The sequence below is a fragment of the Pontibacter anaerobius genome (assembly GCF_026241195.1).
Classification (GTDB): Bacteria; Bacteroidota; Bacteroidia; order Cytophagales; family Hymenobacteraceae; genus Pontibacter; species Pontibacter anaerobius.
In genome coordinates this window covers 72,122-98,829 of record NZ_JAPFQO010000003.1, presented here as the reverse complement: position 1 = coordinate 98,829, position 26,708 = coordinate 72,122, and the positions used below count along the sequence as shown (strand labels likewise).

At 51.0% G+C, this 26,708-nt stretch carries 20 protein-coding genes, 1 other RNA gene and 1 pseudogene; 8 read left to right on the top strand and 14 right to left on the bottom strand.

The window, feature by feature from the left end; translation table 11 throughout:
* Window positions 1–21: 21 nt before the first annotated feature.
* Complete coding sequence (locus tag OO017_RS06045; RefSeq protein ID WP_266051565.1) at window positions 22–2,046, bottom strand: T9SS type A sorting domain-containing protein; 2,025 nt, start codon at window positions 2,044–2,046, stop codon at window positions 22–24.
* A 930-nt stretch (window positions 2,047–2,976) separates the two neighbouring features.
* On the opposite strand from OO017_RS06045, the gene OO017_RS06040 reads away from it, so the two are divergent.
* Window positions 2,977–3,642 (top strand): DUF8464 domain-containing protein, encoded by a 666-nt coding sequence (locus tag OO017_RS06040; protein WP_266051564.1) that lies wholly within the window; start codon window positions 2,977–2,979, stop codon window positions 3,640–3,642.
* Between the two features lie 285 nt (window positions 3,643–3,927).
* Here OO017_RS06040 and OO017_RS06035 read toward each other — a convergent pair whose 3' ends face one another.
* The 9 genes from OO017_RS06035 to OO017_RS05995 all read right to left on the bottom strand — a co-directional run bounded on the left by OO017_RS06035 (window position 3,928) and on the right by OO017_RS05995 (window position 13,794).
* Complete coding sequence (locus OO017_RS06035; RefSeq protein WP_266051563.1) at window positions 3,928–4,311, bottom strand: helix-turn-helix domain-containing protein; 384 nt, start codon at window positions 4,309–4,311, stop codon at window positions 3,928–3,930.
* A 34-nt stretch (window positions 4,312–4,345) separates the two neighbouring features.
* On the bottom strand, window positions 4,346–4,639 hold the full coding sequence (locus OO017_RS06030) for a type II toxin-antitoxin system HigB family toxin (RefSeq protein WP_266051562.1): 294 nt from the start codon (window positions 4,637–4,639) through the stop codon (window positions 4,346–4,348).
* Between the two features lie 39 nt (window positions 4,640–4,678).
* The gene (locus OO017_RS06025; RefSeq protein WP_266051561.1) at window positions 4,679–4,894 is read right to left on the bottom strand and encodes a hypothetical protein; all 216 of its coding nucleotides are present in this window, start codon (window positions 4,892–4,894) and stop codon (window positions 4,679–4,681) included.
* 184 nt (window positions 4,895–5,078) lie between these two features.
* The gene (locus tag OO017_RS06020; protein WP_266051560.1) at window positions 5,079–6,293 is read right to left on the bottom strand and encodes a site-specific integrase; all 1,215 of its coding nucleotides are present in this window, start codon (window positions 6,291–6,293) and stop codon (window positions 5,079–5,081) included.
* A gap of 247 nt (window positions 6,294–6,540) precedes the next feature.
* Window positions 6,541–6,910: a transfer-messenger RNA gene (gene ssrA, locus OO017_RS06015) on the bottom strand.
* 143 nt (window positions 6,911–7,053) lie between these two features.
* Entirely contained in the window at window positions 7,054–8,190 is a 1,137-nt protein-coding gene (locus tag OO017_RS06010; RefSeq protein ID WP_266051559.1) for a transglutaminase-like domain-containing protein, read from the bottom strand.
* A gap of 398 nt (window positions 8,191–8,588) precedes the next feature.
* Entirely contained in the window at window positions 8,589–9,998 is a 1,410-nt protein-coding gene (locus tag OO017_RS06005; RefSeq protein WP_266051558.1) for a DUF4932 domain-containing protein, read from the bottom strand.
* Between the two features lie 8 nt (window positions 9,999–10,006).
* Window positions 10,007–11,407 (bottom strand): S41 family peptidase, encoded by a 1,401-nt coding sequence (locus tag OO017_RS06000; protein WP_266051557.1) that lies wholly within the window; start codon window positions 11,405–11,407, stop codon window positions 10,007–10,009.
* A 32-nt stretch (window positions 11,408–11,439) separates the two neighbouring features.
* On the bottom strand, window positions 11,440–13,794 hold the full coding sequence (locus OO017_RS05995) for an ABC transporter permease (protein WP_266051556.1): 2,355 nt from the start codon (window positions 13,792–13,794) through the stop codon (window positions 11,440–11,442).
* A gap of 304 nt (window positions 13,795–14,098) precedes the next feature.
* Here OO017_RS05995 and OO017_RS05990 point away from each other — a divergent pair, with 304 nt between their 5' ends.
* The 4 genes from OO017_RS05990 (at window position 14,099) to cfa (ending at window position 18,234) form a co-directional block, all read left to right on the top strand.
* Window positions 14,099–15,475: a sigma-54-dependent transcriptional regulator gene (locus OO017_RS05990; protein ID WP_266051555.1), complete on the top strand. Its 1,377-nt coding sequence runs from the start codon at window positions 14,099–14,101 to the stop codon at window positions 15,473–15,475.
* The gene (locus OO017_RS05985; RefSeq protein WP_266051554.1) at window positions 15,465–16,823 is read left to right on the top strand and encodes a sensor histidine kinase; all 1,359 of its coding nucleotides are present in this window, start codon (window positions 15,465–15,467) and stop codon (window positions 16,821–16,823) included. Before OO017_RS05990 ends, OO017_RS05985 begins: the two co-directional genes overlap by 11 nt.
* 19 nt (window positions 16,824–16,842) lie before the next feature.
* A complete protein-coding gene (locus tag OO017_RS05980; RefSeq protein ID WP_266051553.1) occupies window positions 16,843–16,965 on the top strand; it encodes a hypothetical protein in 123 nt (40 codons plus the stop codon).
* Window positions 16,966–17,112: 147 nt separating this feature from the next.
* The gene (cfa, locus tag OO017_RS05975) at window positions 17,113–18,234 is read left to right on the top strand and encodes a cyclopropane fatty acyl phospholipid synthase (protein ID WP_266051552.1); all 1,122 of its coding nucleotides are present in this window, start codon (window positions 17,113–17,115) and stop codon (window positions 18,232–18,234) included.
* A 141-nt stretch (window positions 18,235–18,375) separates the two neighbouring features.
* Here the strand turns inward: cfa and OO017_RS19965 are convergent.
* The 3 genes and pseudogenes from OO017_RS19965 to OO017_RS05965 form a co-directional block, all read right to left on the bottom strand.
* Window positions 18,376–18,579, bottom strand: a pseudogene (locus OO017_RS19965) (T9SS type A sorting domain-containing protein); the annotation flags it as partial.
* Between the two features lie 132 nt (window positions 18,580–18,711).
* Window positions 18,712–18,936 carry a hypothetical protein gene (locus tag OO017_RS05970; protein ID WP_266051551.1) on the bottom strand — a complete coding sequence of 75 codons (225 nt, stop codon included), beginning with the start codon at window positions 18,934–18,936 and terminating at the stop codon, window positions 18,712–18,714.
* Entirely contained in the window at window positions 18,890–19,243 is a 354-nt protein-coding gene (locus tag OO017_RS05965) for a hypothetical protein (RefSeq protein WP_266051550.1), read from the bottom strand. Before OO017_RS05965 ends, OO017_RS05970 begins: the two co-directional genes overlap by 47 nt.
* Before the next feature lie 365 nt (window positions 19,244–19,608).
* Between OO017_RS05965 and OO017_RS05960 the strand changes: the two genes are divergently transcribed.
* Window positions 19,609–20,634 (top strand): DUF3667 domain-containing protein, encoded by a 1,026-nt coding sequence (locus OO017_RS05960; RefSeq protein WP_266051549.1) that lies wholly within the window; start codon window positions 19,609–19,611, stop codon window positions 20,632–20,634.
* Between the two features lie 10 nt (window positions 20,635–20,644).
* Here OO017_RS05960 and OO017_RS05955 read toward each other — a convergent pair whose 3' ends face one another.
* Complete coding sequence (locus OO017_RS05955; protein WP_266051548.1) at window positions 20,645–21,172, bottom strand: hypothetical protein; 528 nt, start codon at window positions 21,170–21,172, stop codon at window positions 20,645–20,647.
* Window positions 21,173–21,458: 286 nt separating this feature from the next.
* On the opposite strand from OO017_RS05955, the gene OO017_RS05950 reads away from it, so the two are divergent.
* Window positions 21,459–23,378: a DNA polymerase III subunit gamma/tau gene (locus tag OO017_RS05950; RefSeq protein ID WP_266051547.1), complete on the top strand. Its 1,920-nt coding sequence runs from the start codon at window positions 21,459–21,461 to the stop codon at window positions 23,376–23,378.
* A gap of 340 nt (window positions 23,379–23,718) precedes the next feature.
* Window positions 23,719–26,673, top strand: a complete 2,955-nt coding sequence (locus tag OO017_RS05945) for a M16 family metallopeptidase (protein ID WP_266051546.1) — start codon at window positions 23,719–23,721, stop codon at window positions 26,671–26,673.
* The last annotated feature ends 35 nt before the right edge of the window (window positions 26,674–26,708 follow it).

Sequence of the window (26,708 nt, the reverse complement as noted above, 5' to 3'; positions counted from 1 at the left end):
GCGGGGTAAAGGCTACCCCTTTTAGAACACGATTATCTTTTCTGATTTAATGCCATTCGGGGTCTCGAGCACCACCATGTACATGCCCCGGCTCCTGGTCGGTATCCTGAAGTGGTACTCCGTACGGTTCTCCCCACCGACCTTGTAGTGCAGGTTGCCCTTCAGGTCATACACCTTCACGCTAACACTGGCCTTCTCCTTTAAAGAGACCCCAATCTGGAAGGTGTTGCCGCTGGAGATGAAGTTCGGGAAGACCTTAAAGTTCTCCGCCTCATGCCCGGACACGATCACCTCGTCGCTGAAGGTACAGCCGTGTTGGTTGGTAACCGTCACTGTGTAGGCACCGGGTTCGGTGATGCGTACGCGCCCCTCGGTGCTGCTGAAGCCGTAGTTGCTCTCCCACTTATAAGTAACAGGAATGGAGTCCGGGATGCTTGCCGTGGCGTCCAGGAAGATCTCGCCGTCTTTCTCCAGCTGCTGGTCCTGGCCGAGGTCCACGAGCAGGGTGCCCGGCAGTTCCAGCGAGAAGGTGCGGGTCACCTGGAGCTGTGCGGCATCCGTCACCTTCAGGGTGTACTCACCGGCTGCCAGCTGCTCCTGCAGGGCTTGGGCCGCCCCCTCCCACTTCAGGGAAGAACCGGTGGAGGCGTTGCTGAGCTCGTACCGGAAAGGCGCCTTGCCACCCACCACGTTGATCACTGCTGACCCACCGTCCACGGCCGCACACGTCGGGTTGTTTAGGCCGCTTAACACGGCCAGCATATCGGTAGCCCTGGCCAAGCCGAATACATCCTTGCCGGAGTTGTCGGTGTCCCAGTGCATATTACTGAAATAGGCGATGCTGTCAGCAGACACGCTGTCAGCTATGATATATTCAAACTTATCAGCGGCATAGCCGCCCTGGCCGCTGCGGTCTACCACGAGCCAGTAGCCAAGAGAAGACTTTGGCAGCAGCGACAGATCCAGCCGTAGCTCGGTGGGCACCTGGCTGGCCGTGGTGCCGGTCACGTCCATCAGCCACTGCCGCTCCATAAACGTTATCAGACTATCCGCCCCCTCGCCTGTTTTGGGGGTGAGCTGGCCGGTGTTGTCGCCCCACAAAAGGAAGTCACCGTCGTTTATCCGGGTCTTGTTCTGCCTGTTGGAAGAGGTCAGCTGCCCGGCGCTTATCACCAGCAGGTTTGTCGTATCCACGGTGCTCCTGGCCTGCTTCTGGTAAAGGCCGAAGGCATCATCCCGGCCTAACCCGGTGATCCGGGCGGAATAGCCGTTGTTTTTTTCTGCGTGCCAGAGCACCTCCTCGGCTGAGCTCACATAGTTTCGGTCACGCAACGGAATACCGTACTTGATTGCCAGGTAGGACTCGGCCTGCACGCGCTCGAGAAAGCTCAGGGATCTGTCAAAAATCATCAGCTCCGCCACCGTCCCCCTGAAGGGGCTCTTCGTGCTGCCCTTGCCCTCACTGCCCAGGGCGAGGTAGGCGCTGTCAGCCACCTCAGCGCTCTCCGACCAGCTTTGGATGACCGTGTTCAGAACAGGTACCTTGCTGTTCTCCCCGAAGCGGTCAACAGCCTCATCCGGGCCAAGCGATTTTTTGGTGGAAAGCATTACATTCCTGGCTAGCGCCTTCTCCGTCCCGAAGAGCCCGCGCTCCACGGTGTCGGCAGGCTGATAGACGGCTATAACAGTCAGGGACGGTAGCAACTCGAAGCTGTAGGGGATCCTCATGTAGTCATTCACCCCGTCGAAGACCAGCGTCCTGTTATAGTTCAGCTCACCTTTTACAGAAGGGCCTGCTCCGGAAAGGGCGGTGGCGCTTAGCTTTTCTCCCCGCCAGTCGGACCACACGGCAGGGGAAACCGTGCCGGAGTCTGCGCGCAGCCAGATAACAGGGCTGAGAAGTTGCGTTTTGGATTGTGCTGTGGCCTGCTCCGAGAGAGACAAGGCCAACACCATGGAAAGGCCGAAAGCCAGAAGCGGCAAGAGTTTGCACTTAGACGGCAACACCCGAAGCGCACCGACATGTTGTAGTACAATTGTTTTCATAGGCAGTCATATAGTATCAAGCTAAGCATCAGGCACCCTGACAGGCGCCATCACGTCATTCAGACCGACACAGCACTCACAACCAACACCTTATGACCTACTCCCCTACTTGCTGTTAGGTTAAACAGCTACGACAAAACGCTCTGAACGCTCAAACATAATATATATTATATATTTATAAAAGAAAATATTCGTGCAATTTTTACAACACCTTACTTAGGACTATATCCATAGTAACGCCATACCTATAAAAATCTTGAATATGGGATTAGTCATATAGAGCCCTCTTCTATATCAAGCCCGGCATACAACCGCCAACCTAATCAAACAAAGTACATGCTCAGGTCGAGCAGGAAAGGCCCCAAACCAGCAGCCGTTATAATACGGATAGCCCTTCTTTGAACGGTAGCTTTACGGGTGTAGCCCTGTAAGGCTATGCTGTTGGAGAATAACCTTTCTTCACATTTCACAAGCTAAACCCAACTTCTGAAGAACTCCAACTTCACCGTCAGAAGCACTTGGGCAGCGGGGACCGGCTTTCCTGAATACCCACAAAGTAGCCTAAATTTGATTGATTCAGCAGCAGGAACTGGGCTCGGGCGGCTGCCTAAATTTTACCCACCTATGTAACGCCTTGTGAAAAAACCTCATGATCCTCCCTCACTTTTGAAAGGTGTCAAATAAGGGGCGCTGGTTCATTTTTCCAGGCAGCTACTTTCCCTACAGAGAGGCTGCTATGCGACAAATGATCTTCTTGCCCGCAAACGAAGAGCAAAGATGAACATTCAGCAAATCAACAGCGAGCTCGCCATCACGGACTTTCTAGCAGGGCAGGGCTTTCTGCCCGCCAAGAAAATAGGATCGGACTGGTGGTACATCTCCCCGATCCGCGCCACCGAGCGCACGCCCTCCTTCAAGGTCAGCACGCGCTTGAACCGCTGGTACGACCACGGCACCGGCGAGGGCGGCAAGGTCTTCGACCTGGCCCTGCGCCTGCACCGGACCGCTACCATCCGGGAGGTGATCCAGGTCCTCTCAGAACAGTTTTTCCCTTCAACGGCAACAAACATCAATGTTATCCACCCTCGCAAAAACTCTGTTCCCCGTGAAAGCCCCATGGTGGAGCAGGGATGTTCCACCGGCATTAAGGTACTGGACATAAAGCCCCTGGAGGATGAAAGCCAGTTGGCAAACTACCTGCGGCTGCGAGGCATCTCTATTAAGGCAGCCAAACTCTACTGTCAGGAGGTGCGCTTCTCCATTGGGACGAGACAGTACAAAGCCGTAGGGTTTGAGAATCGGTCGGGCGGGTACGAGCTGCGCAACGACTGGTTCAAGGGCTCCTCCTCCCCCAAGGACGTCACCTTCGTTGATGAGGGTGCCGGCACCCTCTGCCTGCTCGAGGGCTTCATGGACTTCCTCTCCCTGCTGGAGCTACGCCCCCACCTGAAACTACGATCTAGCTTCCTTGTCCTCAACTCCCTCTCTCAGCTGGGCAAGAGCCTGGAGGTGCTCGGCCAACACAGTAAGGTGCTGCTCTTCCTCGCAGGCTTACCCCGAGGCGGCTCTCTGGGCGGACTCTACTTATCACCTTAGCCCGGAAGAGGCCGAAAGGCGCGTGGAGCTATTGGAGGAAGCGGAAGGCAGCAAACAAAAGAAAGGCGGCTTATAAAAAAGCCACCTGATGCATCCACGGATCCTCTGGCAGTTACGCCCGCTTTTGCTGCCTGAGGCTTTCAACCTTCTCCCGCTCGTTGGCCAACAGGCGCTCATAGAACTCAACGCCTGTAGAGGTTTCCCATAAAACTGAGCCACTCTTGGAAGGTGCCTTCACCCTAAACTCCTCTGTTCTTTCATTATATGTTTAAAAGCTTAAGGGGCTCAATGATTAGACCTGAGGCCGAGCGAAGACTCGCCAATGAGCACCTCCAGCGGAAAGCGCAGGCCACGGTGCAGGTTTCGGATCATCTCCAGGGAAAGCGAGCGCTTCCGGTTAAGCACCTTTGACACGTTTCCTTTGTTGCCCATGTAAGGCACCAAATCCTCCTGACGGAGCCCCAGCTCCTCCATACGAACCTTAATATATTCGATCGGGTCAGGCTCCTCGATCGGGAAGTGCTCCTCCTCATACTTGCTGACAAGTATAGAGAGGATCTCTAACTGGTCTTCCTCCGGCGTGCCCGGCTCCGCGTCCCACAGTGCCCTAATCTGTTTGAGGGCTGCCTGATAGTCCTTCTCGCTGCGAATCAATCTAACATCTTCCATATACAAATCCTTAAGCCATTTCCATTACCCCGAATCAAAGGTCTTTTATTTTTATCTTGTCATACTCGGCATGTGTGCCGATCCAGAGCACAAAAACCTTCTTGCCCCTAAACCCGACCAAGGCCACGAGCCTAAAGTCATTTGCCTTAATGTTAAACACCACCTTACCATCCACCACCATCTCGGCACTAGGAAAATCCTGCCTGATATCGTTAACGCTCCCCCACTGGGCCTTCTTGACAGTCTTGTACCAGGCTGTCAGGTAAGGTTTGGCAGCGGCATGCTTTTCGTAGTACTCTTTGATGGTTTTTTGACTGATGACGTGCATGAGCTACTATTAGTTACGGTAAAGATAGCAAACAGTTGTCTAAATGACAACAACAGAAATCCTTAGGTACTGACTATTGGTATCTATCAGCCTGATCGTCTTTTCAACCAGTTCCTTGATATACTCCAGAATAACAGGACCTGAGGCAACTTCAGCATTGGATGGTGCGCTTCTAAGAGCAGGACACATAAAAAACCTCCTGTTTTTGGGCGGTACACCAACTATATCCCTAAAACAGGAGGTTTCCTTTTTCATCCCATCCCTAACCTCCGGGATAACTCTTGAGTACAGCTGTAGCGGATCTGCAGAAGCAACACACGAACCAGCAACCACTTGGTTATAAGTGCATAATATGTAACACGAAGGCTTCTTGTATATTCACATGATAAACTCTTACGGAAGTGTTAACTTCAATTAATAGTTTCCTAGAATACATAAACTATAATTTAAGCCGCTCCCGAAGCTTTTGCATATCCTCTCCCACCTTTACATCCAGTATTTTAGCGTAATACTGAGTAGTTCTGAGACTGGTATGCCCCAGCATCTTCGATACACTCTCCATAGGCACGCCGTTCAATAGCGTGACAGTAGTGGCAAAAGTATGGCGGGCAATATGAAAGGTAATAGACTTTGTGATGCCACATATGTCCGCTATTTCCTTCAGATAAGCGTTCATTTTCTGATTGCTAAGTACAGGTAGCAAGCGGCCTTCATACACGCACTGCGGATGCTCCCTATAGCGCTCCAGTATACTAAGTGCCATTGGAAGCAAAGGAATGCGAGAGGCGGTGTCTGTCTTTTGCCGGTTCTTGAAGATCCACTGTTCGCCGTCCACTCCCTTCCGGATATCCGAATGCTTCAGTTTCTGCACGTCCACGTAGGCGAGTCCGGTGAAACAGCTGAATAGAAAGATGTCCCGTACCTGTGTCAGGCGGTCACTGACAAACACTTTATCGGCCATCTTCTGCAGTTCCTCTTCTGTCAAGAAAACACGGTCTACCTTCTTGGTCTTAGCCTTATAGTTTCTGAACGGATCAGATTCCAGCCATCCATTGGCCAGGCAGATGCGGATTACTTTGCCGAAGTTCTTGATGTACTTGACAGCTGAATTATTGCAGCACTTGCGAACACTGCGCAGGTAGAAATCATATTCGGAGACAAAGAAGGGGTCCACCTTTCTGATGTCGATGTCATCCACTTTGTATTTCCAGCGCAGGAAACCGGCGGTATGCCTCAGAGAGGTCTTGTACCGCTTCAGAGTTTCAGCTGAGTATTCGGCACCAACCAGAGCCTTCAGCTTTAGATTGTGCTCTTCAAAAATTTCAATCAGCATTCTCGGGCTCTCCTCTTTGCCTATGAATTTGTTTTTGATAGACTCCGCCGTAATAGCTTGCTCTGCCTCCACCAGCTGCCGGTGGGCTTCATACACCTTTGCCTGAAGGTTGTCCAGGTACATGTTCATAGACTTAATACTAGCTTTTGTGCCGATGACCCGACCAGCGGCGGCGTTCCACCTACTGGGCTCGCACTCCCTCCCGGTAGTCAGCTCAGCGCGTTTTCCTTCAACAGTAATCCGCATATAAATTGGTACAGATCCTGTATTGTAGTGCTTTGGTTTCTTAAGGTAGAACAGGAGGTTAAAATTGACTCTCATAACAGTGACTTTTGAGGTTAAACAAATGTAGCTTTACAGTCACTAGAGCACAAGATGTACAGCCGCTGTACATCTTGGGTATCAATTAGTTACATAAATTCTGGTGAGTCATTATCGTCGCATGCGTTACTCACCAGATCACTCACCTGAAATGTGAGAAAAAGTGGTAAAATTTAACGCTGCCTAAAAACAAAAAATCCTGTAAATCAACTATTTACAGGCTTTTTTAAAGTTTTAGTACTGATACTGGTGGAGATGCAGGGATTCGAACCCTGGTCCAGACAAGGAAACCGTCGTGCCTTCTACATGCTTAGGTTTATTAGGATTGTCGGGAGCTTGCTAGTATAAACCAAACTAATGCGCACTCCTTAGATGCTTTATTTCGCCTGTGCACCGCACCCTTACACAGACTAGTAAATCGGATCGAAGCCTCGTATGTGCAGGCAGATTTACGAAACCTGCACGAGACTATGGCTAGTGCTTAGTACCTAGACTAGGCAGCCATGGCGTAGTTATATTCGCCAGTTATTGTTCGAACGGATTTTTAACAGGTGGTACGTTCATCACCCGACATGCTTACACGCAATCTGCACAAGCTGTCAATTCCGGTCATCCCCATTAAGTTAAAGAACGAATTCTTGATATTTGTACTTCAAGAAGTATGCCACAAATGTACGAATTATTTACGGCATTTTGGCTGTTACCACCGCATTATTAACGGAAAGCAACAGCCAAAAAGTTTCAGGTTTATACTTTATACTTACCTTGATGCCGTGGTGGCGGCGGCTGGCAGCACAGGCGCCTGGTACAGGTCTGCAAGGGAATTGGTATATTTGTACATCTGCATCGGATACTTGCGCTGGAACACCTCCGGCACCTTCGCCCCTACCGGCACCAGCATCAGCGAGCTTTTCCCGTCCACCGTTTCTCTCTCAAGTGCCACTCCCTCGCGGTTATCAAATTTCACATCGAAGTAGTACAGGTATGGGTATACCCAGTTTACATACTGCGCCTTGCTAGTACCAGATATACTCCTGATCTCCAGCTTGCTGTAGTTGTTGGCAATGGCCTGCTGAAACTCCACGGCATTGAGCGGCACATTGTTCAGCACTGGCATCACGTCGAACTGGCCGTCCAGCATTACCCACTTTTTCAGGTCTGGCAGGTATACTTCCAGCAGCACGTGTCCGGCCCCAAACTCAATGGTCTCCACTTCCTGCATCTTCAAACCCATGGTGCGGGCGGGCAGGCCAATGGCATTTAAGGCGGCTGTGGTTACGATGCCGTACTCCACGCAACGGAACTGCTTGCCCTCTTTCGCTTCGGCAAGTATAGTCAGCGCGTCCGGGCTGCTTGGCTCGTTCATGCCATTGTGCTGCCACTGCTTGTGCACCCAGTTCACCATGCGCAGCGCCTTTTCGGTATCGTTGGCGGCGCCTGCCACTATGGCATCCAGGTTATACGTTGTGCGCAGTTCCTGCAGGTAGGCATTGCTCCGGTTCTCTTCATACAGCAACGTATAGGCTGCCGCTGGTTGGCGCTCATTAAACTCAACCGCCTCAAACCCATACCCCTGCAGCTCTGTTAAGGCATAGGCTGTATCGTTCAGGTTCACGTAGAAGCGGTAGGATTTGCCGGCCTTTACTGCAAAGCTGATGGAGTCGGTGTTGGTGTAGAAGGTAAAGTTTTCCTTTGCCTTGTGCACCGGCACGCGCAGCACATCCGGCGAGATTTCCGGCATGATGTTCCAGTTACCCTTCACTAGTTCCTTACCAATCTTATAATCGGCTACTGTAGCGGTTGCCTTCACAACCGGAAGGCCTTTGTGGATTTTTTGTGCCAAGGCCGGCGCTACCAGCACCAGCATAATGAACATAGAAGTTAATGACTTTTTCATGGTTTTATTTTGTGTGTAACTTATGGCTTGGTTTCATGCTTACCGCCCTGATTCCCTTTTCATTGTCGGCTTGCTGAAAGACTCTATGAAAAATCGATGCCAAAATTTAAAATACTACTAAACAGCACTTTACAAAACAAGTACTTTCCTTTCTGTTCGGTTTTGATACACCTGTACCTGTAACACCTGTGCGGTTTTGTAACGCTTTTTTGTCATTGTAAACCGCAAAAAACATCCTTTAAAAAATCTTCTACTACAGGCCACAAGGACTACTGAAGCATGAAAACGCATCGGCCCTGTAAGCTTATCCACTTACAGGGCCGATGCCTCTCACTTGCCTTTATTTCCTGGTTCTACTTTAGCTTAACGGGCTTCTCAGGCTAGCCTATTTTATACTTCTACAGTTTTGCCTGCAGGTTTCTGCTCCAGTCCAGCATGGCCGTATACAGTTCATCTATACTTAACTTCGGATTCTCTTCGTAAAGAGAGATCAGCTTTTGATTGAAGTCTGCGAATCGGATAAAGCCTCTCTTCTTTTCCATTTGGTGCTCCATGATAGGTATAAAAGTGGCGTTGTCTTCGGCAGAGAACTTATCCAGGCAATAAAGCGAGTAGATACTCCAGGTCATGTACTCGTTGAACACGTTGTAAGGCGAACTGTAGGCGCTGGTGCCGTTGCTTTCCATTACCCATTTTGCCCTGTCTCCAAAAACTTCGTCTATCTGTTTGGCATACTTGTCGGATGTCGGGTTCACGAAGTTGTGGTCTATCTCGGTAAACACCACCCGTGTGTTGCGCATCTCGTTTACCTTCTCGTTATACTTTGGATTAAGATCCACCCTGCGCACAAACATTACTGTCTGATCAAAGCCATTATCTTCAAAGCTTTGCGTTGAGTGGGCTCCACCTACCAGCGGTGAGAAGGTAACGCGATAATTACCATAGGTAAACCCAAAAATTCTTTCCAGCCACTCCTGCTGTTGGGTAATCGGGTTTTGGGTGCGATACGTCCGGATAAGCTCGTTGAAGTATGGCAGGTGCTGCCTGTAAAACTTTCGGAAGTTCGATTTTCTGGCAAAATCCTCGATAAGGGCAAGATTGGCTAAGATCGGATCTCCTTGATTACTGAAGCCCATTTTCCGGATGATGCCTTCGTTTTTGATGTTCCCTTTTTTATCGAACACGTAGGCGCAGGCGTTCATTTTCATGGCATAGTAGTACCAGTAGCTCTCGTTGTCGAACACCTTGGTGATGTGCTGGTTCACTACATCCATTACCGGGTGGTTTTTATACGGCGAGAAATGCGCCATCACTTCTTTATAGTATGGCGTAGTCATGTCCACCATGTTGGAGTCCTGCTGCCCTATTTTGGAGATAGCCACCAGGATGTTGGCCAGCTCATGCACTTCCGGCACTTCCACACTAAACTTGCCCTGGTGCTCCCGGATGTACTTCTTCGTGAAATTCACGTTCTTCGGCACGCCCACAATTTCCGTCAGGGCTTCTTTTCCCTCATAAAGCACGGCGAACCGAACCGTGTCGCCAACTTTTACATTGAACGTGATCGAGTCCACATCCGAAACAAAGGCCACTTTCGTTTTCTTCTGCTTACACTCCACCTGCAGCCTGTCGGGCTTTAGTTCCGGTGATATTTTCCAGGATGAACGTTTTTCAGTATCGTTTACAGCATAAGTGATGTTCTCTGCATTCGATTTTATACTTGGCAGTTCCTGGGGTTTTTGCGCAAAGCAGGTGGTAAAGCCAAGTGCAAGCACAACTGCCGTAGCCTGGGATAAAATTTTCTTCATAGTATAGCCTAAAAGTTGTTTATACTACTGAGATGCAGTTTTTGCTTTTTCAGTTGCATCAGCGCCTTCTCCAGCACAGGATCTTTTTTCTGGATGTAGTCCTGCAGTGTCATCTTTACTTCAATGTCTGGCTTCACGCCGTAGCCCACAAACTCGCGGCCATCCGGGTACGTGTCTTTTTTGGTGCAGATGCGTGCGTGGCCACCGCCGGGCATCTCGAACATAAAAGGCTGACCGGTGCTGCCGAAGGAGTTCTCGCCAATCTTGGTCATGTGCTTTTGGTTATCGGCATAGATCAGGAAATCTTCGGCGGCGGAGGCGGTTTTATGCCCGATAAGTATAGCTGTGGGCACAATCACCTTCTCGCTTTGCTGCACCTTATTTTGTGCCGGGCTATAGTCAAACTCATGCATCAGCCTGTCTTGAAAGGCGTTCAAAGATCTAGCCGCCCATTCGTTGCCCACTGTATCTTTTGGAGCTGTAAACACACCCCACGCCTTATAGCTTGCCAGGTGCTGGCGCGTCGTATTCTTAGAACCATACAGCAGCGTGTCAGGACTTAGGTAATCCAAAATCTGACGGCCGATATCCGTAGAGCCGCCACCGTTGTAGCGCAGGTCAATAATCAGAGCTTTTGCTTTGCGTAGCTCAGGCAGCTTTGCCAGGAACAGCTCGTTGATCTTCGGATCGTGGAACCCGTTCAGGGCCAGGTAAGCCGTTTGGTTCGGGTACCATTTTAACTCCAGCAGTTCTTTCTTCTCCAGCGCAGGGTATACCTCCTGCTCCGTGGTTTTGGCATGCGTCAACGTCAGGCTCTTTACCTTGCCCTTCGGTGTTTTATACTTGATGTCATACTTCTCCCCTTGCATACCTGTCAGCAGGTTATTTATAGCCCAGTCCATCAGCACATAGTCCGTAGAGGAGGAGATATAAGGCATCACATTTTGCTGCAGGTAATCGGCGGTGGCTAATCCGTTTACTTCTATAATCTCGCTTCCAATCGGCACTTCGTCTTTTATACTTAGGTTGGTGCGGGTAACTACAGCTTTGTTGTCGATGTTGCTCAGGAAGATTTTATACTTCCCAAAGGTGTTGACCTGCACCAGCGAATCTATACTCCTTGGCAGGTAAATATTGGTATGTCCGTCATTCAGCAGGGCGCAGAACTTCTGCAGCTCGCGGTAATACGCATAGTCATTTTTGGTCGCCTGTACTTTCGTGATGGCTTCCCGGTAAGCTTTATCCCACTTCTCACGGTCCACTTTGTCCAGGTAAACGAAGTTGTAGTTCACTTCCTGCCAGAATTTGGACAGGCCGTATACTTTGTCGGCTGCAGAAAGCGTATTGGGCACCTGTGCTTTAACGGCAAAAGCGGTCAGCAACAGCAGGGCAATCAGGTACTTTTTCATAGGTTGTATTTTGTACTTATGGTTAGTGATATTTATTCTGCTCTGAGCGAGTTTATCGGGTTGGCAACGGCTGTTTTTACCGCATGGAAACTCAGGGTAACAAGGGCGATGATGATAGTAGCCACAAAGGCCAGGGCAAAGATCCACCAGCTTAATTCTGTTCGGTAGGCATAGTCGTTGAGCCAGCCGCTCATGAAGTACCAGCCCAGCGGCAGCGCGACCAGGTTAGCCACCAGCACCAGTTTCAGGAAATCCTTGCTCAGCATGAAAACGATGCCCGACACAGAGGCCCCCAACACCTTGCGGATACCGATCTCCTTGGTGCGCTGCTCGGCCGTGAACAGGGCCAGGCCAAACAAGCCGAGGCAGGAGATGAAGATGGCGATAGAGGCAAAAGCAGTCGTAAGCTTACCCATCATGGCTTCGCTGCGGTACATCTGCTCGTACTGTTCATCCAGGAAGCGGTACTGGAACGGGAAAGCCGGGTTGTGCTGCTTAGCTATCCGCTCCATTTCGGCAAGCACCTGCTCCGTCTGCCCGCCTGCCACACGCACAAACATGGCGGAAACTTCCTCAGGACGCACACGCATGGCCAGCGGCTTGGTTTTGCCGTGCAGCGAGCTGGAATGGAAATCTTTCACCACCCCGACAATATGCCCCTCATTCCAGATGCTCAGCCACTGCCCCACAGGCTCCTTCATATTCATCTGTCGGGCTGCCTCTTCGTTTATGATGAAAGCCGTCGAGTCTTTGCCAAAGTCTTCAGAGAAAGCGCGCCCTTCCTTCAGCTCTATCTCCATCATCTCCAGGAAGCCAAAATCCACGTCCATCACATCCACCAGAATATCGGCATTCACTTCCTTGCCTTTCCATTTTACATCGCCTGTGTTGTGGCTGATGGCGATAGGGTTTCTGTTGGCTGCCGAAACAGCGAGCACTCCAGGCACTTCCATCAACTCCCGCTTCACTACGTCATACTTCTTTTGCAGATTACCTTCCAGTTCCACGCTCAGCACATTCTCGCGGTTCATACCAATGTTGCGGTTGCGTATGTAGTGCAGCTGCAGCGCCACCACCAGGGTGCTTACTATCAGCAGTGCTGATAAGGAGAATTGAAACACCACAAGCCCTTTGCGGAAGTTGGCTACGCCCTTGTTCAGTTTTACGGTGCCTTTAAGTACCAACGCCGGGTTAAAGGAAGACAGGAAAAAAGCCGGGTAGCTACCTGACACCAGACCGGTAAACAGCGTTACGCCAAGCAGCAGTAACAGCAGCGAAGGATCCGTTAAGTCGAACTGAATCTCCTTTCCGGTAAAGTCGTTGAAGTATGGCAGCAGCATACCTGTCAGGTTCATAGCCAGGAACAGCGCAATAAAGGCTACCAGCATGGACTCAATGATGAACTGCGAGATGAGGGATGACTTATGTGCCCCGATGGCTTTGCGCACCCCCACCTCCTTGGCCCGCTTGGCAGAACGTGCCGTAGCCAGGTTCATGAAGTTAATGCAGGCAATAACCAATAGGAAAATGGCTACCACGGCAAATATCCGCACATACAGGATCATGCCCGGGTTGCTTCCAGACTTCTGGAAACTATACAGGTGGAGGTCGCCGTATGGGTGCAGGAAAAGCTCCACGTTAGACGCTTCGTAGCGCTGCTTTATAAAAGGGCCGATCTTTTTATCAAATGCAGCCACATCGATGCCAGGCTTTAACAGCAGGTAGGTCATGAGGCCATTATTCCCCCAGTGCTTCAACCATTCATTCTCCGGTTTCCGCACATAGTCTTCTATCGGCATTACATAATCAAACTGCATGGAAGAGTTCCGCGGTACCGCAGCCATTACGCCTGTTACTTTATAGCTCTCCGCATTGTTTAGTTTCAGCAGTTTGCCCACCACATCGGTACTCCCGAAAAGCTTGTAAGCCATACTATCCGAGATAACCACACTATTGGGCTGTTGCAGCGCCTGTTTCGCGTCTCCCTGTATTAGCGGGAAGGAGAAAACCTCGAAGAACTGCTGCTCAGCATAGGTAGCCTGCCCCTTAAACCCCAGTTCTCCGTGCGAGAGCAGCATCGGCATAGGCCAAGTATAACGTATCGCTTGCTCTACTTCGGGTAGCTCCTGCTGCATGGCTTCTGCCAGTTGGCCTGGCGTGGCCTGTGTCTCAAAATCACCGGCACCCGGGTAACTCTGCACCTCCATTACCTGGTAAACCCGCTCTATCTTATCATGAAAGCGATCGAAGCTCACCTCGTCTTGCACCCATAAAAGTATAAGTATAGAGCAGGTCATGCCCAGGGCCAGCCCGGAGATGTTGATGAGCGAGAAGACCTTGTGGCGCATCAGGTTGCGGTAGGCCATTTTGAGATAGTTCTTAGTCATAGTTTTAGTGGATGATGGTGGAAGTATGGCTCTGGTAATTTTTTTCGAATATTTTTTCGTCTGTACACCAAGCCAACAAGAAATTAAAATGCCAAAATCATAAAAACCTGTTTATCAATAAAATAACAAGCCAACGCAAAGTATAAGTGTACGCTTTCGATACACCTGCGCACGTTACACCTGCACGCTTCCGGTACAAGTATAAACACAGCCTATACTTGCCCTAAACATACCTGTTTCTCTATTTTTATTTTTATCATATAGAATAGTTATATTCGACTTTGTAACCAGAATTAGCTCACCTATGTCCAGTGTAAAGAATGCCCGCGTGCTGATAGTAGACGATGAGACGGACGTGCTGTTCGCCCTGAAGATGCTGCTCAAAACCGAGGTAAAAGAAGTTGTAACGGAGAAGAACCCCGACCTGCTGCCCGGCCTGCTGGAGCGGCAGAAATTCGATGTTATTTTTCTGGACATGAACTTTAAAAGCGCCCTGAACACCGGCAACGAGGGGCTTTTCTGGCTGCGGCAGATTCTGGAAAAGGACAAGGATGCCTCGGTTATACTTATCACGGCCTACGGCGATGTGGAGCTGGCCGTGAAATCGCTGAAAGAGGGTGCGGCTGACTTTATTGTGAAGCCCTGGCGCAACGAGAAACTGCTGGAGACGCTGCACCAGACACTGGAGAAAAGGCAGCAGAAAACGAAAGGCAGCACCGCCACAACATCCGCTAAAAAGAACCCCCACACCACCATACTTGGCGAGAGCGAGGCGATAAAAGAGGTACTGTATAAGATTGAGAAGATTGCGCCCACCGAGGCGAACGTACTTATACTTGGCGAGAACGGCACCGGCAAAGAACTGGTGGCAAGGGCGCTCCACGAGAAATCGTTCCGGGCAGGCAAACCCTTTGTGAGTGTGGACATGGGCGCCCTGACGGACTCTCTGTTCGAGAGCGAGCTGTTCGGCTATAAGAAGGGTGCTTTCACCGATGCCCGCGAAGACCGCCCCGGCCGCTTTGAGGCAGCCAGCGGCGGCACCTTGTTCCTGGATGAGATTGGAAACATCTCGCCGGCCATGCAGGCCAAGCTGCTGACGGTACTGCAGAACAGACAGGTAACGCCGCTGGGCTCCAACACGCCCATCCCCGTGGACATCCGCCTGGTCTCAGCTACCAACGAACCCATTTACGAGCTGGCCGCCCGCAGCCAGTTCCGCAAAGACCTCATCTACCGCATCAACACCGTGGAGATAACGCTACCGCCCCTGCGCCAGCGCCATGGCGACGTGGAGTTGCTGGCTAGGCACTTTGCCTCCATCTACGCTCAGAAAAACCATAAAGCCACTCCTGACTTTGCACCGGAAACGCTGCAGAAGCTGAAGCAGCACAGCTGGCCGGGCAATGTGCGCGAGCTGCAGCATGCCGTGGAGCGCGCCATCATACTTGCCGAGGGCAATGTGCTGCAGCCCCAGGACTTCAGCTTCTCGGCCATGGAGGTGGCTTCTGCTGCCCCAGCGGCCTCCTATGTACCTGATACACCCGTGCCGCTCAGCGAAATTGAGCGCGAAACGATTATCAGAGTGTTGGAAAAGAACAAAGGCAACATCTCCAGAACTGCCAAAGAGCTGGGCCTTACCCGCACCGCCCTCTACCGCCGACTGAACAAGCATGATATTTAGACGCCTTGAGTTCGGGCTGCTGGTCCGGTTTATACTTTTGCTGGGGATGATGTACCTCACGGTGCATTACCTCACGCGCTTCACCTGGCTGCAGGTGGGCTCCGGCATTTTGGTGATGCTGGCACAGGTTTTGGAACTGGCCCTGTATGTTACCCGCAGCAACAATGAGCTTGCCCGCTTCCTGGAGGCCGTGAAGCAACGCGATTTCTCCCAGCGGTTTAACGAGCACACTACTAACAGCTCCCTGAGGCAGCTGCACACGGCTTTCAACCTCATCAACGATACCTATAAACAGCTGCACATCGAGAAGGAGGCGCAGTTTCAGTACATGCAGACGATCCTACAGATGATCGACACAGGCATTATGGCCGTGGATGAGGAAACCGGCGAGGTGGAGTGGGTGAACGAGGCTTTTAAAAGTATACTGCACCTGCCTTACCTCAAAAGTATAGACAGCCTGGAACCGCGCTACCCGCTGCTGCACGAGGCCCTGCAAAGTATAAAAGCCGGCGAGAGCCGCCTCCTGAAGCTAAAACTGCAGGATGGCACTTCGCAGTTGCTGCTGTCGGCCACGGCTTTTACCATGCAACAGCGCCACCTGCTCCTCATCGCCCTTAAAAACGTGAGCGCCACCGTGGATGCCACCGAAACCGAGGCCTGGCAAAAACTGCTGCGCGTGATGACACACGAGATCATGAACTCAGTGGCTCCCATCGCCTCGCTGGCCGACACGCTGGGCCGCCACCTGCACCTGGAGCGCCAGAAGTATGAACAGGAGCCTGAAACAGCCATTGACCCGGAGTTGCTGCAGGATACCGAGGAGGGCATCTCCATCATCAAAAAGCGAAGTGAGGGGCTGTTGCGCTTCGCCCACTTCTACCGTAACCTGAACAAGCAACAGGAGCTGATGCTGACCACGGTGTATGTGCAGGAACTGTTTAAAAGTATAAACGGCCTGATGCGTCCGCAGCTAGAGGAGCAGGGCGTGGAACTGACCTGCCACGTAACGCCATCTAACCTCACCCTTTACGGTGACGTGAACCTGCTGGAGCAGGTGATCATCAACCTGATATTGAATGCCAAACGCGCTGTGCTGGGCCGCCCCAACCCACAGGTTACACTTACAGCTGGCCAGGAAAACGGCAAAACAGTTATCGAGGTGCAGGACAACGGCACCGGCATTCCGGAGGAGCTGCTGGAGAGTATTTTCATCCCTTTCTTCACCTCGCACAAGGACGGCTCCGGCATCGGGCTGAGCCTGGCCAAGCACATCATGCTGCTGCACAAGGGAAGTATACAGGTAGAGAGCAAAGAAGGTGTGGGCACTGCCTTTAAATTATACTTCTGATTAAGCCACACTTTGGCAGATGAAGTTAGTAAACAGCCTGAAGAAAGATCCACCCCTGCAGCCCTCCGCTTTACTATATGCTTCCTCCTTCCAACTTCCAGACCTGCACAAGCCCATCGAGCGCGGGATTACCCAAAACTAAGCTTCTACCCGTTAGATGAACCCAAAACTGTGGCCGCAGGATAAGCTTGGCTCATAGCACCCTTAACCATTATTCTGCACATCCGTTCACACCTATACAAGTATAAACATATATAATCCAGCAACTTATCCTTACAATTCCACCGCAATGGCAACCCCGAACCTACAGCAACAGGTGGCCAGTATTTTGGCCACAGCGGATGTAAAAATTAATGGCCCTGACCCGTGGGACCTGCAGGTGCACGACGAGCGGTTTTACAAGCGCATACTTACCGAGGGCACCCTGGGCCTGGGCGAGTCATACATGGATGGTTGGTGGGACTGCGAAAGTATAGACCAGTTTGTTTTTAAGGTGCTGCGGGCAGACCTATACAAGCAGGCGAAACTAGGCTGGCGGTCCGTACTGCAACTGCTGCTGGCAAAACTGCTGAACCTGCAAAGGAAAGGAAAAGCCGCCCGCAACGCCCAGCGCCACTACGACATCGGCAATAAACTGTACCAGCTGATGCTCGACAAGCGCATGGTCTACAGCTGCGCATATTGGAAAGATGCTAATAACCTGGATCGGGCGCAGGAAAACAAGCTCGACCTGATTTGCCGGAAACTGCGGCTGCAACCGGACCAGCGCATACTGGATATAGGCTGTGGCTGGGGCAGTTTTGCCAGGTTTGCCGCTGAAAAGTATGGGGTTGAAGTGGTGGGCGTAACTGTATCGAAAGAGCAGGCGGCGCTGGCGCAGGAGTTGTGCAAAGGCCTGCCTGTGGAGATCAGACTGCAGGACTACCGCGACGTGAATGAGGCGTTCGACCATGTGGTGTCGGTGGGGATGGTGGAGCACGTAGGCTACCGCAACCACAGAACGTTTATGCAAACCGCCGCGCGCTGCCTTAAAGATGAAGGCCTGTTTCTGCTGCACACCATCGGCGTGAATTACTCCAAGGTCTCCGCCGATCCGTTTACCGACACGTATATCTTCCCGAACTGTCTCATCCCTTCCATTAAACAACTGGGTGCAGCCATGGAGCACATCTTTATGGTGGAGGACTGGCACAACTTCGGGCCATACTATGATAATACCTTAATGGCTTGGTTCGGTAATTTCGACTCGAACTGGGAGCAACTGCAGGGCGAGTACGGCGAGCGCTTTTACCGCATGTGGAAATACTATCTGCTCTCCAGCGCCGGCTCGTTTCGGGCACGCAATAACCAGCTGTGGCAGCTGGTTCTGTCTAAGAAAGGTGTTGTGGGTGGATATGAGGCTGTACGCTGATCAGCAGGGGAACCACCTATCCACCTATAGGAAATCAGCTCAGGAGGACATACAAATTGTACTTTTGATTAACCTGCCCTCGACAGTATAAACTATTTAAAAAGTAAAAGCCCGGCTGCAACCATAACGGCAGCCGGGCTTTTACTTTTTAAGAAAGGATGTTTTCTTTATTAACATCATGGTACCGGAATGCGTGGTACTGCCGTTAACGATTCTGTAAATATATATCCCGCTATCTTTTCCGGCTGCTTTAAAGGTTTTGGTGTAAGTAAGTCCTTTCTCAGCGTTTCCTTCAAATAATGCCTCTACCACACGACCAGTTATATCATACACTTTAAGTACAGTGTGTTCGCTTTCTTTTGCGGTTTACAGGCTTTCAATGGCCATGATTCGGGCTCTCAATCGGCATAGGGTACACCTCCTAAAGGCCAAGGGTTTTGCCATTGTTAACCGGACCAACCTCTGGCGCATAAGGTGTCAGATCCAGAGGTGCTCCTTCAGCGGTGCTGAGGTAGTATGGCTGTGTGTGTCGTGCAGGAATTTACCTCCGGCACCGTTATTTTCAAACTGGCAATGCACCTTCATGTTATCCTTCTCCAGAAGCTCCCCGGTAATGGCATCTACCAGTATGTTCCACCAGTTTTGTGCATCCAGTTCATAGATGGACACCTCCCAGGCAAGCCTGAGTTTTCCGTCTCCCATAGGCTAGTGTATTCTCTAGTGATACACCTCCCCTGAAGAGCAGAACTTCCCTGTTTCTGTTGTTTGTTGCCTCTAAAATATTCAAAGGCTCTTTAGCAGATACACCAAGATGGCTTGCTGCTGCTGCTGCTGCAAACGCTGCGGCAGCAGCAAGCACAGGCTGTCTGCTGTTAACCTTGCTCTCAATATCTTCCTGAAAACGATTGCCTATGTTCACAACCTCACAATCTTTAATCGAGATATTGGTAATTGCGCCATGGATCTCAACGCCTTCATACTGCTGCTTGAAGTAGTAATGCCACAGCAACTAGGGTGAAACATGAGCCAATATGGCATAGGGTCTGTTTCTCTAACATGAAAGCAACCCGGGACCAGGATTATACTTGTACGCTTGTTGTTACAGCAACCCTTTATACTTTGATAGATATGATGGGCCGAGCTGCTGAACCCTCTCCTACTCTGTGGGTTTTAAAGGCAACAAAGAGGTAGCAAGAAGAAAGTGTACCAAGTGTCGACCTCTTTGTTTGGATATACTGCCTGCTCTCAATAAAAACCGAACCAACCCAGTAAATAGTACAACATTTTATATATTTTAGCGCTTTAATATATAATTTCCCCCTTGCTGTGGCCAAGGCATGCGCTTGTGTGCTGTAAGGGACAAGAAGGATTGATATGAAAAAACACTACCGCTCTGAAAACAACTGCCTTAACTGTGGCACAACCGTTACCGATAAATTCTGCCCGAGCTGCGGGCAGGAGAACCTGGAGCTGCATGATAATTTCCTGCACCTGGTACTCCATAGCGTAAGCCACTACTTCCATTTCGAGTCGAAGTTCTTTAACAGCATTGTGCCACTTTTCACAAAGCCGGGTTACCTCACGAAGGAGTACTTTGCAGGCAAGCGCGCCTCGCACCTCAACCCGATCAGCATGTATATCTTTATCAGCATCCTTTTCTTTTTCCTTTTCACGGCTAACTCCAACAGCAACAAGAAGGATATTATGGAGGAGAATGCGGCACAGGGAAGCACCATAACCAAAGATGAAGCCGAAAAGGTAAAGACCGTTGTAGGCAACACGGTTTCTGAAAAAGCAGGTGCTTATACTTACACCATCCTGGACAATGCGCAGATAATTAAGGATAGCGCCAGCAACCGCAACGATGCTGTTGTTTATACTAACCCGACTGCAGCAAAAGCAGATTCCGCTGAAAAAAAAGGAACCACCATTTCTTTTCTTGATGAGAGTGCACTACCACTGTCGCTGAAAGATAGAATGCAGAAAGTGATGGATGATGACCTGAGCGGGCAGCTTTTCATTAATAAACTGGTCAGCCATCTGCCTAAAATGATGTTCATCCTGCTGCCTTTGTTCGCCCTTATCCTGAAGCTGGTTCACGTCAGGTCCAGGAAGCAGTATGCCGAGCACCTGATCTACTCCATACACGTGCACTCGTTTCTTTTCCTGTTTGGCTCTATACTTATAGTGTTAAACTGGCTGCTGCCATTCTTCGGAGATTGGATACAGTTTCTGGGCGTTGTAGTGATACTGTGGTACATTTACCGGTCTATGCGCAATATCTACAAGAGCACGCGCTGGCGTACTGTTTATAAGTTCTTCCTGTTAGCGTTTGCTTATACTTTCCTGATGTTGATGAGTGGGTTTATTGTGGTTGTGGCTACGCTTTACACGATATAACTTTCTGGCCTTAGTTAAACACTTTCTGCTTAAACCAGTTAAGGCCTCCGGATACCTTGTCGGCGTATTCGTTGATGTCGTTCACTACCTCGCCTACCTGGTGCTTCTCCCATAAAGTGCCGAAGGTTTTACTTTTGGGCTTGTGTATGTTCAGGAACCGGTCTTGCTGCTGTGGCTTGGGGCTGCCATCAAACGTAAACCCTTTTACTTCCGTCAGCACATAGTGGCGGCTGTTCAGCAGCACGTAAAACTGCCTGGCTTGCGAGGGCTGTATGGTATAAACGGCCGAATCAACATCCGTGTAAAACACGAGGCGCTCCTGCTGGCCTGTTACCTGTATGTGCAACGCGTTCGGGTTGTACTCCGGCTTTATCGTCCAGAAGCCCTGCACAAAAATATCCCCCACCCGCACGTTTACTTTGCTGGAGTTTGCCTTTAGCAAGGGCAAGCCCTGGTAAGAACTCTGCCCCAGTGCCGGGAGTGCCAGTACGGCAAGCAGCAAAGCCGAGACAGCTACAAAGGATTTTGTTGTTTTCATGGATGGAAGAAGGTATAAAGAGCTTATCAAGACGAATTGCAGTGCTTAAGAGACGTTGGTCATGCTGCCCAGTCAGTCATCCTTAGCATCAATTTCATCATTTCAACACGAAATATAGTAATTCCAGCTTAAAATATATACTTTATGAAAGTATGGCATTAAATTTTGCCTGGAGTCTGTTATAGTTATGATGGCGGAAGTATAGCTAAGCGGTGGATAACTGTCTGGATAACTACTTGGTAAAAAGCTCTCCCATCTCAGCTTCGGATTGATTATCTTTGTAGTAATGGAAAACTTTGTAGTATCAGCGCGTAAATACCGTCCGACCACGTTCGACAGCGTGGTGGGGCAGCACCATATAACGAATACCCTTAAAAACGCCATCAGCAGCAAGCATTTGGCGCAGGCTTTTCTTTTCTGCGGACCACGCGGTGTGGGTAAAACCACCTGTGCCCGTATCCTGGCCAAAACCATTAACTGCCAGAACATAACACCGGAGACAGAGGCCTGTAATGAGTGTGAATCGTGCAAAAGCTTTAACAGCAACAGCTCTTTTAACATACACGAGCTCGATGCCGCCTCCAACAACTCGGTAGATGATATCCGGAACCTGGTGGAGCAAGTGCGCTATGCCCCGCAAACCGGCAAGTATAAAATCTACATTATTGACGAGGTGCACATGCTCTCGACCCAGGCCTTCAATGCATTCCTGAAGACGCTGGAGGAGCCGCCTTCATACGCGATATTCATACTTGCCACCACGGAGCGCCACAAGATCATCCCGACCATACTTTCGCGCTGCCAGATTTTCGATTTTAACAGAATACGGATCGAGGACATGGTGCTCCACCTGGGTAACATCGCCACGAAAGAAAGTATACAGGCCGAGCCCGATGCCCTGCACCTGATCTCGCAGAAAGCCGACGGCGCCCTGCGCGATGCGCTTTCCATTTTCGACCAGATGGTTACTTTCTCGGGCAGCAACGTTACTTATAAGGCTACTGTAGAGAACCTGCACATACTTGATTACGATTACTACTTCCGCCTGACGGACCATTTGCTGGAGCAGAACCTGTCGGGCTCGCTGCTGCTTTTTGACGAGATCCTGAAGAACGGGTTCGATGCCCATAACTTCCTGATTGGCATTGGCGAGCATTACCGCAGCCTGCTGGTGTGCAAAGACCCGCAGACCATCCAGTTGCTAGAGGTGTCGGATAACATCAAGGCGAAGTATGCAGAGCAGTCGCAGAAGTCTAGTGTAAGTTTTCTGCTATCGGGCCTGAACCTGGTTAGCACCTGCGATACCAACTACAAGAGCAGCAAGAACCAGCGCCTGCACGTGGAGCTGTGCCTGATGAAGATGGCGCACCTGAACGCAGCCCTGAGTTTTGCCCAGGAAGGGGAAGTATCAAAAAAAGCTAAGGTAGCGGCTCCGGCACCAGCCTCTACCGGTACAACAGGTGCCGCACCTTCTGCAGGCATGCAGCCTTCCCATACTTCAGGCACGGTACCGTCGCAGCAGATGCAGCAGCCCACACCAGGAAGTGTACCGTCGGAGCGTATGCAGCAGCCGCATGCGCCAAACCAGGTGCCATCGGAGGGGCTGCAGCAGCCACCAAAGCCGCAGCAGGTAACACCAGACGCACATATTTCGCCGCCCCAGGCCACGGCGCCTCCTGCGCCAGCATCAGCCCCGGATAAGCCGCGCGCCGGTCTGCAACTACCTCCGCCTAAAAAGCTAGGTAAGCTGCCAAGCCTGAAAGACCTGCAGAACCAACAGACTGCCGTAGCGGATGTGGCCGTAGCCGAGGAAGAGGAGGACACCAATTATGGTGCCGTGGTGCCTGTGGATGAGGCCCGGCTGAAAACAGTGTGGCATGCCATACTTCGCCGGAAGAAGGCCGAGAACATGATGGAGTTTACGCTCCTGAACCGCCAGTACCACATCAGCGCTGACAATGAAGTTATACTTCACCTGGAGAACCACGTGATGATGGACCAGTTCACGGCTATCCGTCCGGACATACTACGCGAGCTGAAGAAAGAAACAGGTAACAGAAGTATAAAACTGCTAGCTGAGGTGGTGGAGGCGCAGGACGAGGGTCGCAAGCTTTATACTTCAGCGGATAAGTTTAACTACCTCGCTGAGAAATACCCTGTAATTATTGACCTGAAGCAGCGCTTCGGACTGGACGCAGATTTTTAAGAAATCCCCTAGCCCCTCCTAATAACAGGAGGGGTTTTGTTTGGGCACCCAACCACCCCTGCCCCTCAGCGCTACCTTCAAACTCGCGTTCTCGGTAGTCTAAAGAGGGGAGCCCTTAATATCATAGTTGGGAATGGATGTCATCAGCAAAAGTGTTAACCCACCCCTCGCCCCTCAGAGGAGGGGAATTTAGCGGAAGCTCCGTCAGCAGCAACTAGCAAGGATAGCTTGGTTCCAGCTAAAGAAAGCAGCGGCAATAAAAGTATAGAGAAGCAAAAAAGAAACACACGGTATTCAAAACTTTTCATGCTATCTTTATAAAAAGATCAACATCAAAACTATGGTTACAAAAAGAGGTTACTCTGTGTTATTGCTTGCGCTGGGCCTTACATTCACGCAATGTAAAAACGAGACCTATCAAACGCAGTCAACCACCGACACAGCAGCTACGGCAAGCCCTGCGGTAAAGGAGTACAAGTATGAGACGGTGCCCAACGACCCGCTTAACGCCCGCATTTATACTTTGGACAATGGCCTGAAAGTATACTTGTCGGATTACGAGGAGGCCCCGCGCATCCAGACCTACATTGCGGTGCGTGCCGGCTCCAAAAACGACCCTGCCGATGCCACCGGCCTTGCCCATTACCTGGAGCACATGGTGTTTAAAGGCACCACGGAGTTGGGTACTCAGAACTGGGAGAAAGAAAAAGCAGAGCTGGACAAAGTGGAAGCCCTTTACGAAAAGTATAGAGCCACTACCGATGAGGCTGCCCGTAAGAAAATCTACCACCAGATTGACTCTGTTTCGGGTGTGGCCGCTACCTATGCCGTTGCCAACGAGTACGACAAGATCCTGGGCGCCATTGGGGCTAAAGGAACCAACGCCTATACCTGGGTAGACCAGACGGTGTACACCAACGACCTCCCGAGCAACCAGTTGGAGCGCTGGATAGAACTGGAGGCTGACCGCTTCGGCGACATGGTGCCGCGTATTTTCCACACAGAGCTGGAGGCGGTGTACGAAGAGAAGAACCGCACCCTGGACAGCGACGGACGCAAAGTGGCCGAGGTCATCAACACCGCCCTTTTCCCGACGCACCAGTACGGTACGCAGACCACTATCGGTACCATCGAGCACCTGAAAAACCCATCCATCACCGAGATCAAGAAGTATTACAACAAGTACTATATCCCGAATAACATGTCCATTGCCATGAGCGGCGACCTTGATTTCGATCAGACTATCCGTTTGATTGACAAGTACTGGGGAAGTATGGCGCAGCAGCCAGAGCCTGCGTTTAACGTGGCGCAGGAGCAGCCCATCCAGCAGCCGATCGTGAAGGAAGTGCTTGGCCCGGATGCCGAGAACGTATCTATTGCTTACCGCACGCCGGGCATCAACACCAAAGACGCCCTGGTTATCCAGATGATTAGCAACTTGCTGTACAACGGGCAGGCCGGCCTAGTAGACCTGAACCTGAACCAGCAGCAGAAAGTGCTTCAAGCATACGCCTACGATACCCCGATGAAAGATTACGGCACTTTCCGGATGACGGGCATGCCGCGAGAGGGCCAGTCGCTGGACCAGGTGCGCGACCTGTTGCTGCAGCAGCTGGACATGATCAAGAAAGGCAACTTTGATGAGTCACTGATCGAGGCGGTGGTGAACAACGACAAGATCAACACCATGAAAGCTTACGAGGACAACGGTAACCGCGCCGATGCCTTTGTAACCGCCTTTATCTATGGCATGCCGTGGGAGCAGTTCGTGAGCCGCCCAGCCGAGTTTGCCAGCATTACCAAGCAAGACGTGATGAATGTGGCCAACAAATACTTCAACAACAACTATGTGCTGGTGTACAAGCGCACCGGCAAAGACCCGAACGCCCAGAAAGTAGAGAAACCGGCCATTACGCCGGTGGCCGTTAACCGCGATGCGCAGTCGGAGTACTACAAGGCGTTTATGGCCAAGGAGGTGGAGCCGCTGCAGCCGGTGTTCATCGACTATAAAAAGGATATTACCGAAACCTCGCTCAAGCAGAACATCCCGCTGCTGTACACCAAGAACAAAGAGAACGGGCTTTTCCAGCTATACTACATCCTGGACATGGGCACCAACAACGACCCAAAACTGGGCATGGCCGTGAACTACCTGAAGTACCTGGGCACCGACAAGTATACGGCCGAGGAGCTGCAGAAGGAGTTCTACAAGCTGGGCACCTCGTTCGATGTATTTACCAGCGGTGATCAGGTGTATGTGAGCCTGTCAGGTTTGGATGAAAACTTTGAGCAGGGATTGCAGTTGTTCGAGAGCGTACTGGCAAACCCTAAGCCGGACCAACAGGCACTGAAAGACATGGTGGACGGCATCCTGAAAGCCCGTGCCGATGCCAAGAAAAACAAAGGCGTTATTCTGCAGCAGGCCATGGTGAACTACGCCAAGTATGGCCCGAAGAACCCGTTCAACACCGTACTGAGCGAGAAAGAGCTGAAGGCTACCAAGCCGCAGGAGCTCGTGAGCATCATCAAAAGTATACCAACCTACCAGCACCGCGTGCTTTACTACGGTCCACGTGAAACGGATAACCTGACCGCCGCCCTGAATACCGGCCACAACGTGCCGGCCACGCTGAAGCCGGTGCCTGCCGAGAAAGTATACAAGGAGATCGACTTTACGCAGCCAACCGTGTACTGGGCAGATTATGACATGGTGCAGGCCGAGATGCTGTTCCTGAGCAAGTCGGTGCCTTACAGCAAGGACATTATCCCGGTGGTGCGCTTGTACAACGAGTACATGGGCGGCATTGTGTTCCAGGATCTGCGCGAGTCGAAGGCGCTTGCCTACTCTACGTATTCGTTCTATAGCCCTGCTTCTAAAAAGGACCGCGCCAACTACCTAATCTCGTACATTGGGGCGCAGTCTGATAAACTGGCGGAGGCGATGGCTGGCATGCAGAATTTGCTTACGGATATGCCCTTGGCAGATGCCAACTTCCAGAACGCGCAGGCCGCCCTTCGCAACAGCATCTCTACGGAGCGCATCGCCAAGGCCGGCATCCTGTTCGACTATGAGCGAGCCAAAAAGCTTGGCCTGAACTACGACATTCGTCAGGATGTGTACCAAAGCGCCAACTCTATGACCTTCGACCAGATGAAGGAGTTCCAGCAGAAGTATGTGAAAGGCCAGCCGCAGGTTATACTTGTGATCGGCTCTAAAGACAAGCTGAACTTTAAGGAACTGGAGAAGTATGGCAAAGTGAAGCAGCTGGACCTGAAGACCTTGTTTGGATACTAAGTATAGATTTTAGACGCAAAATATTGCGTCTCTAC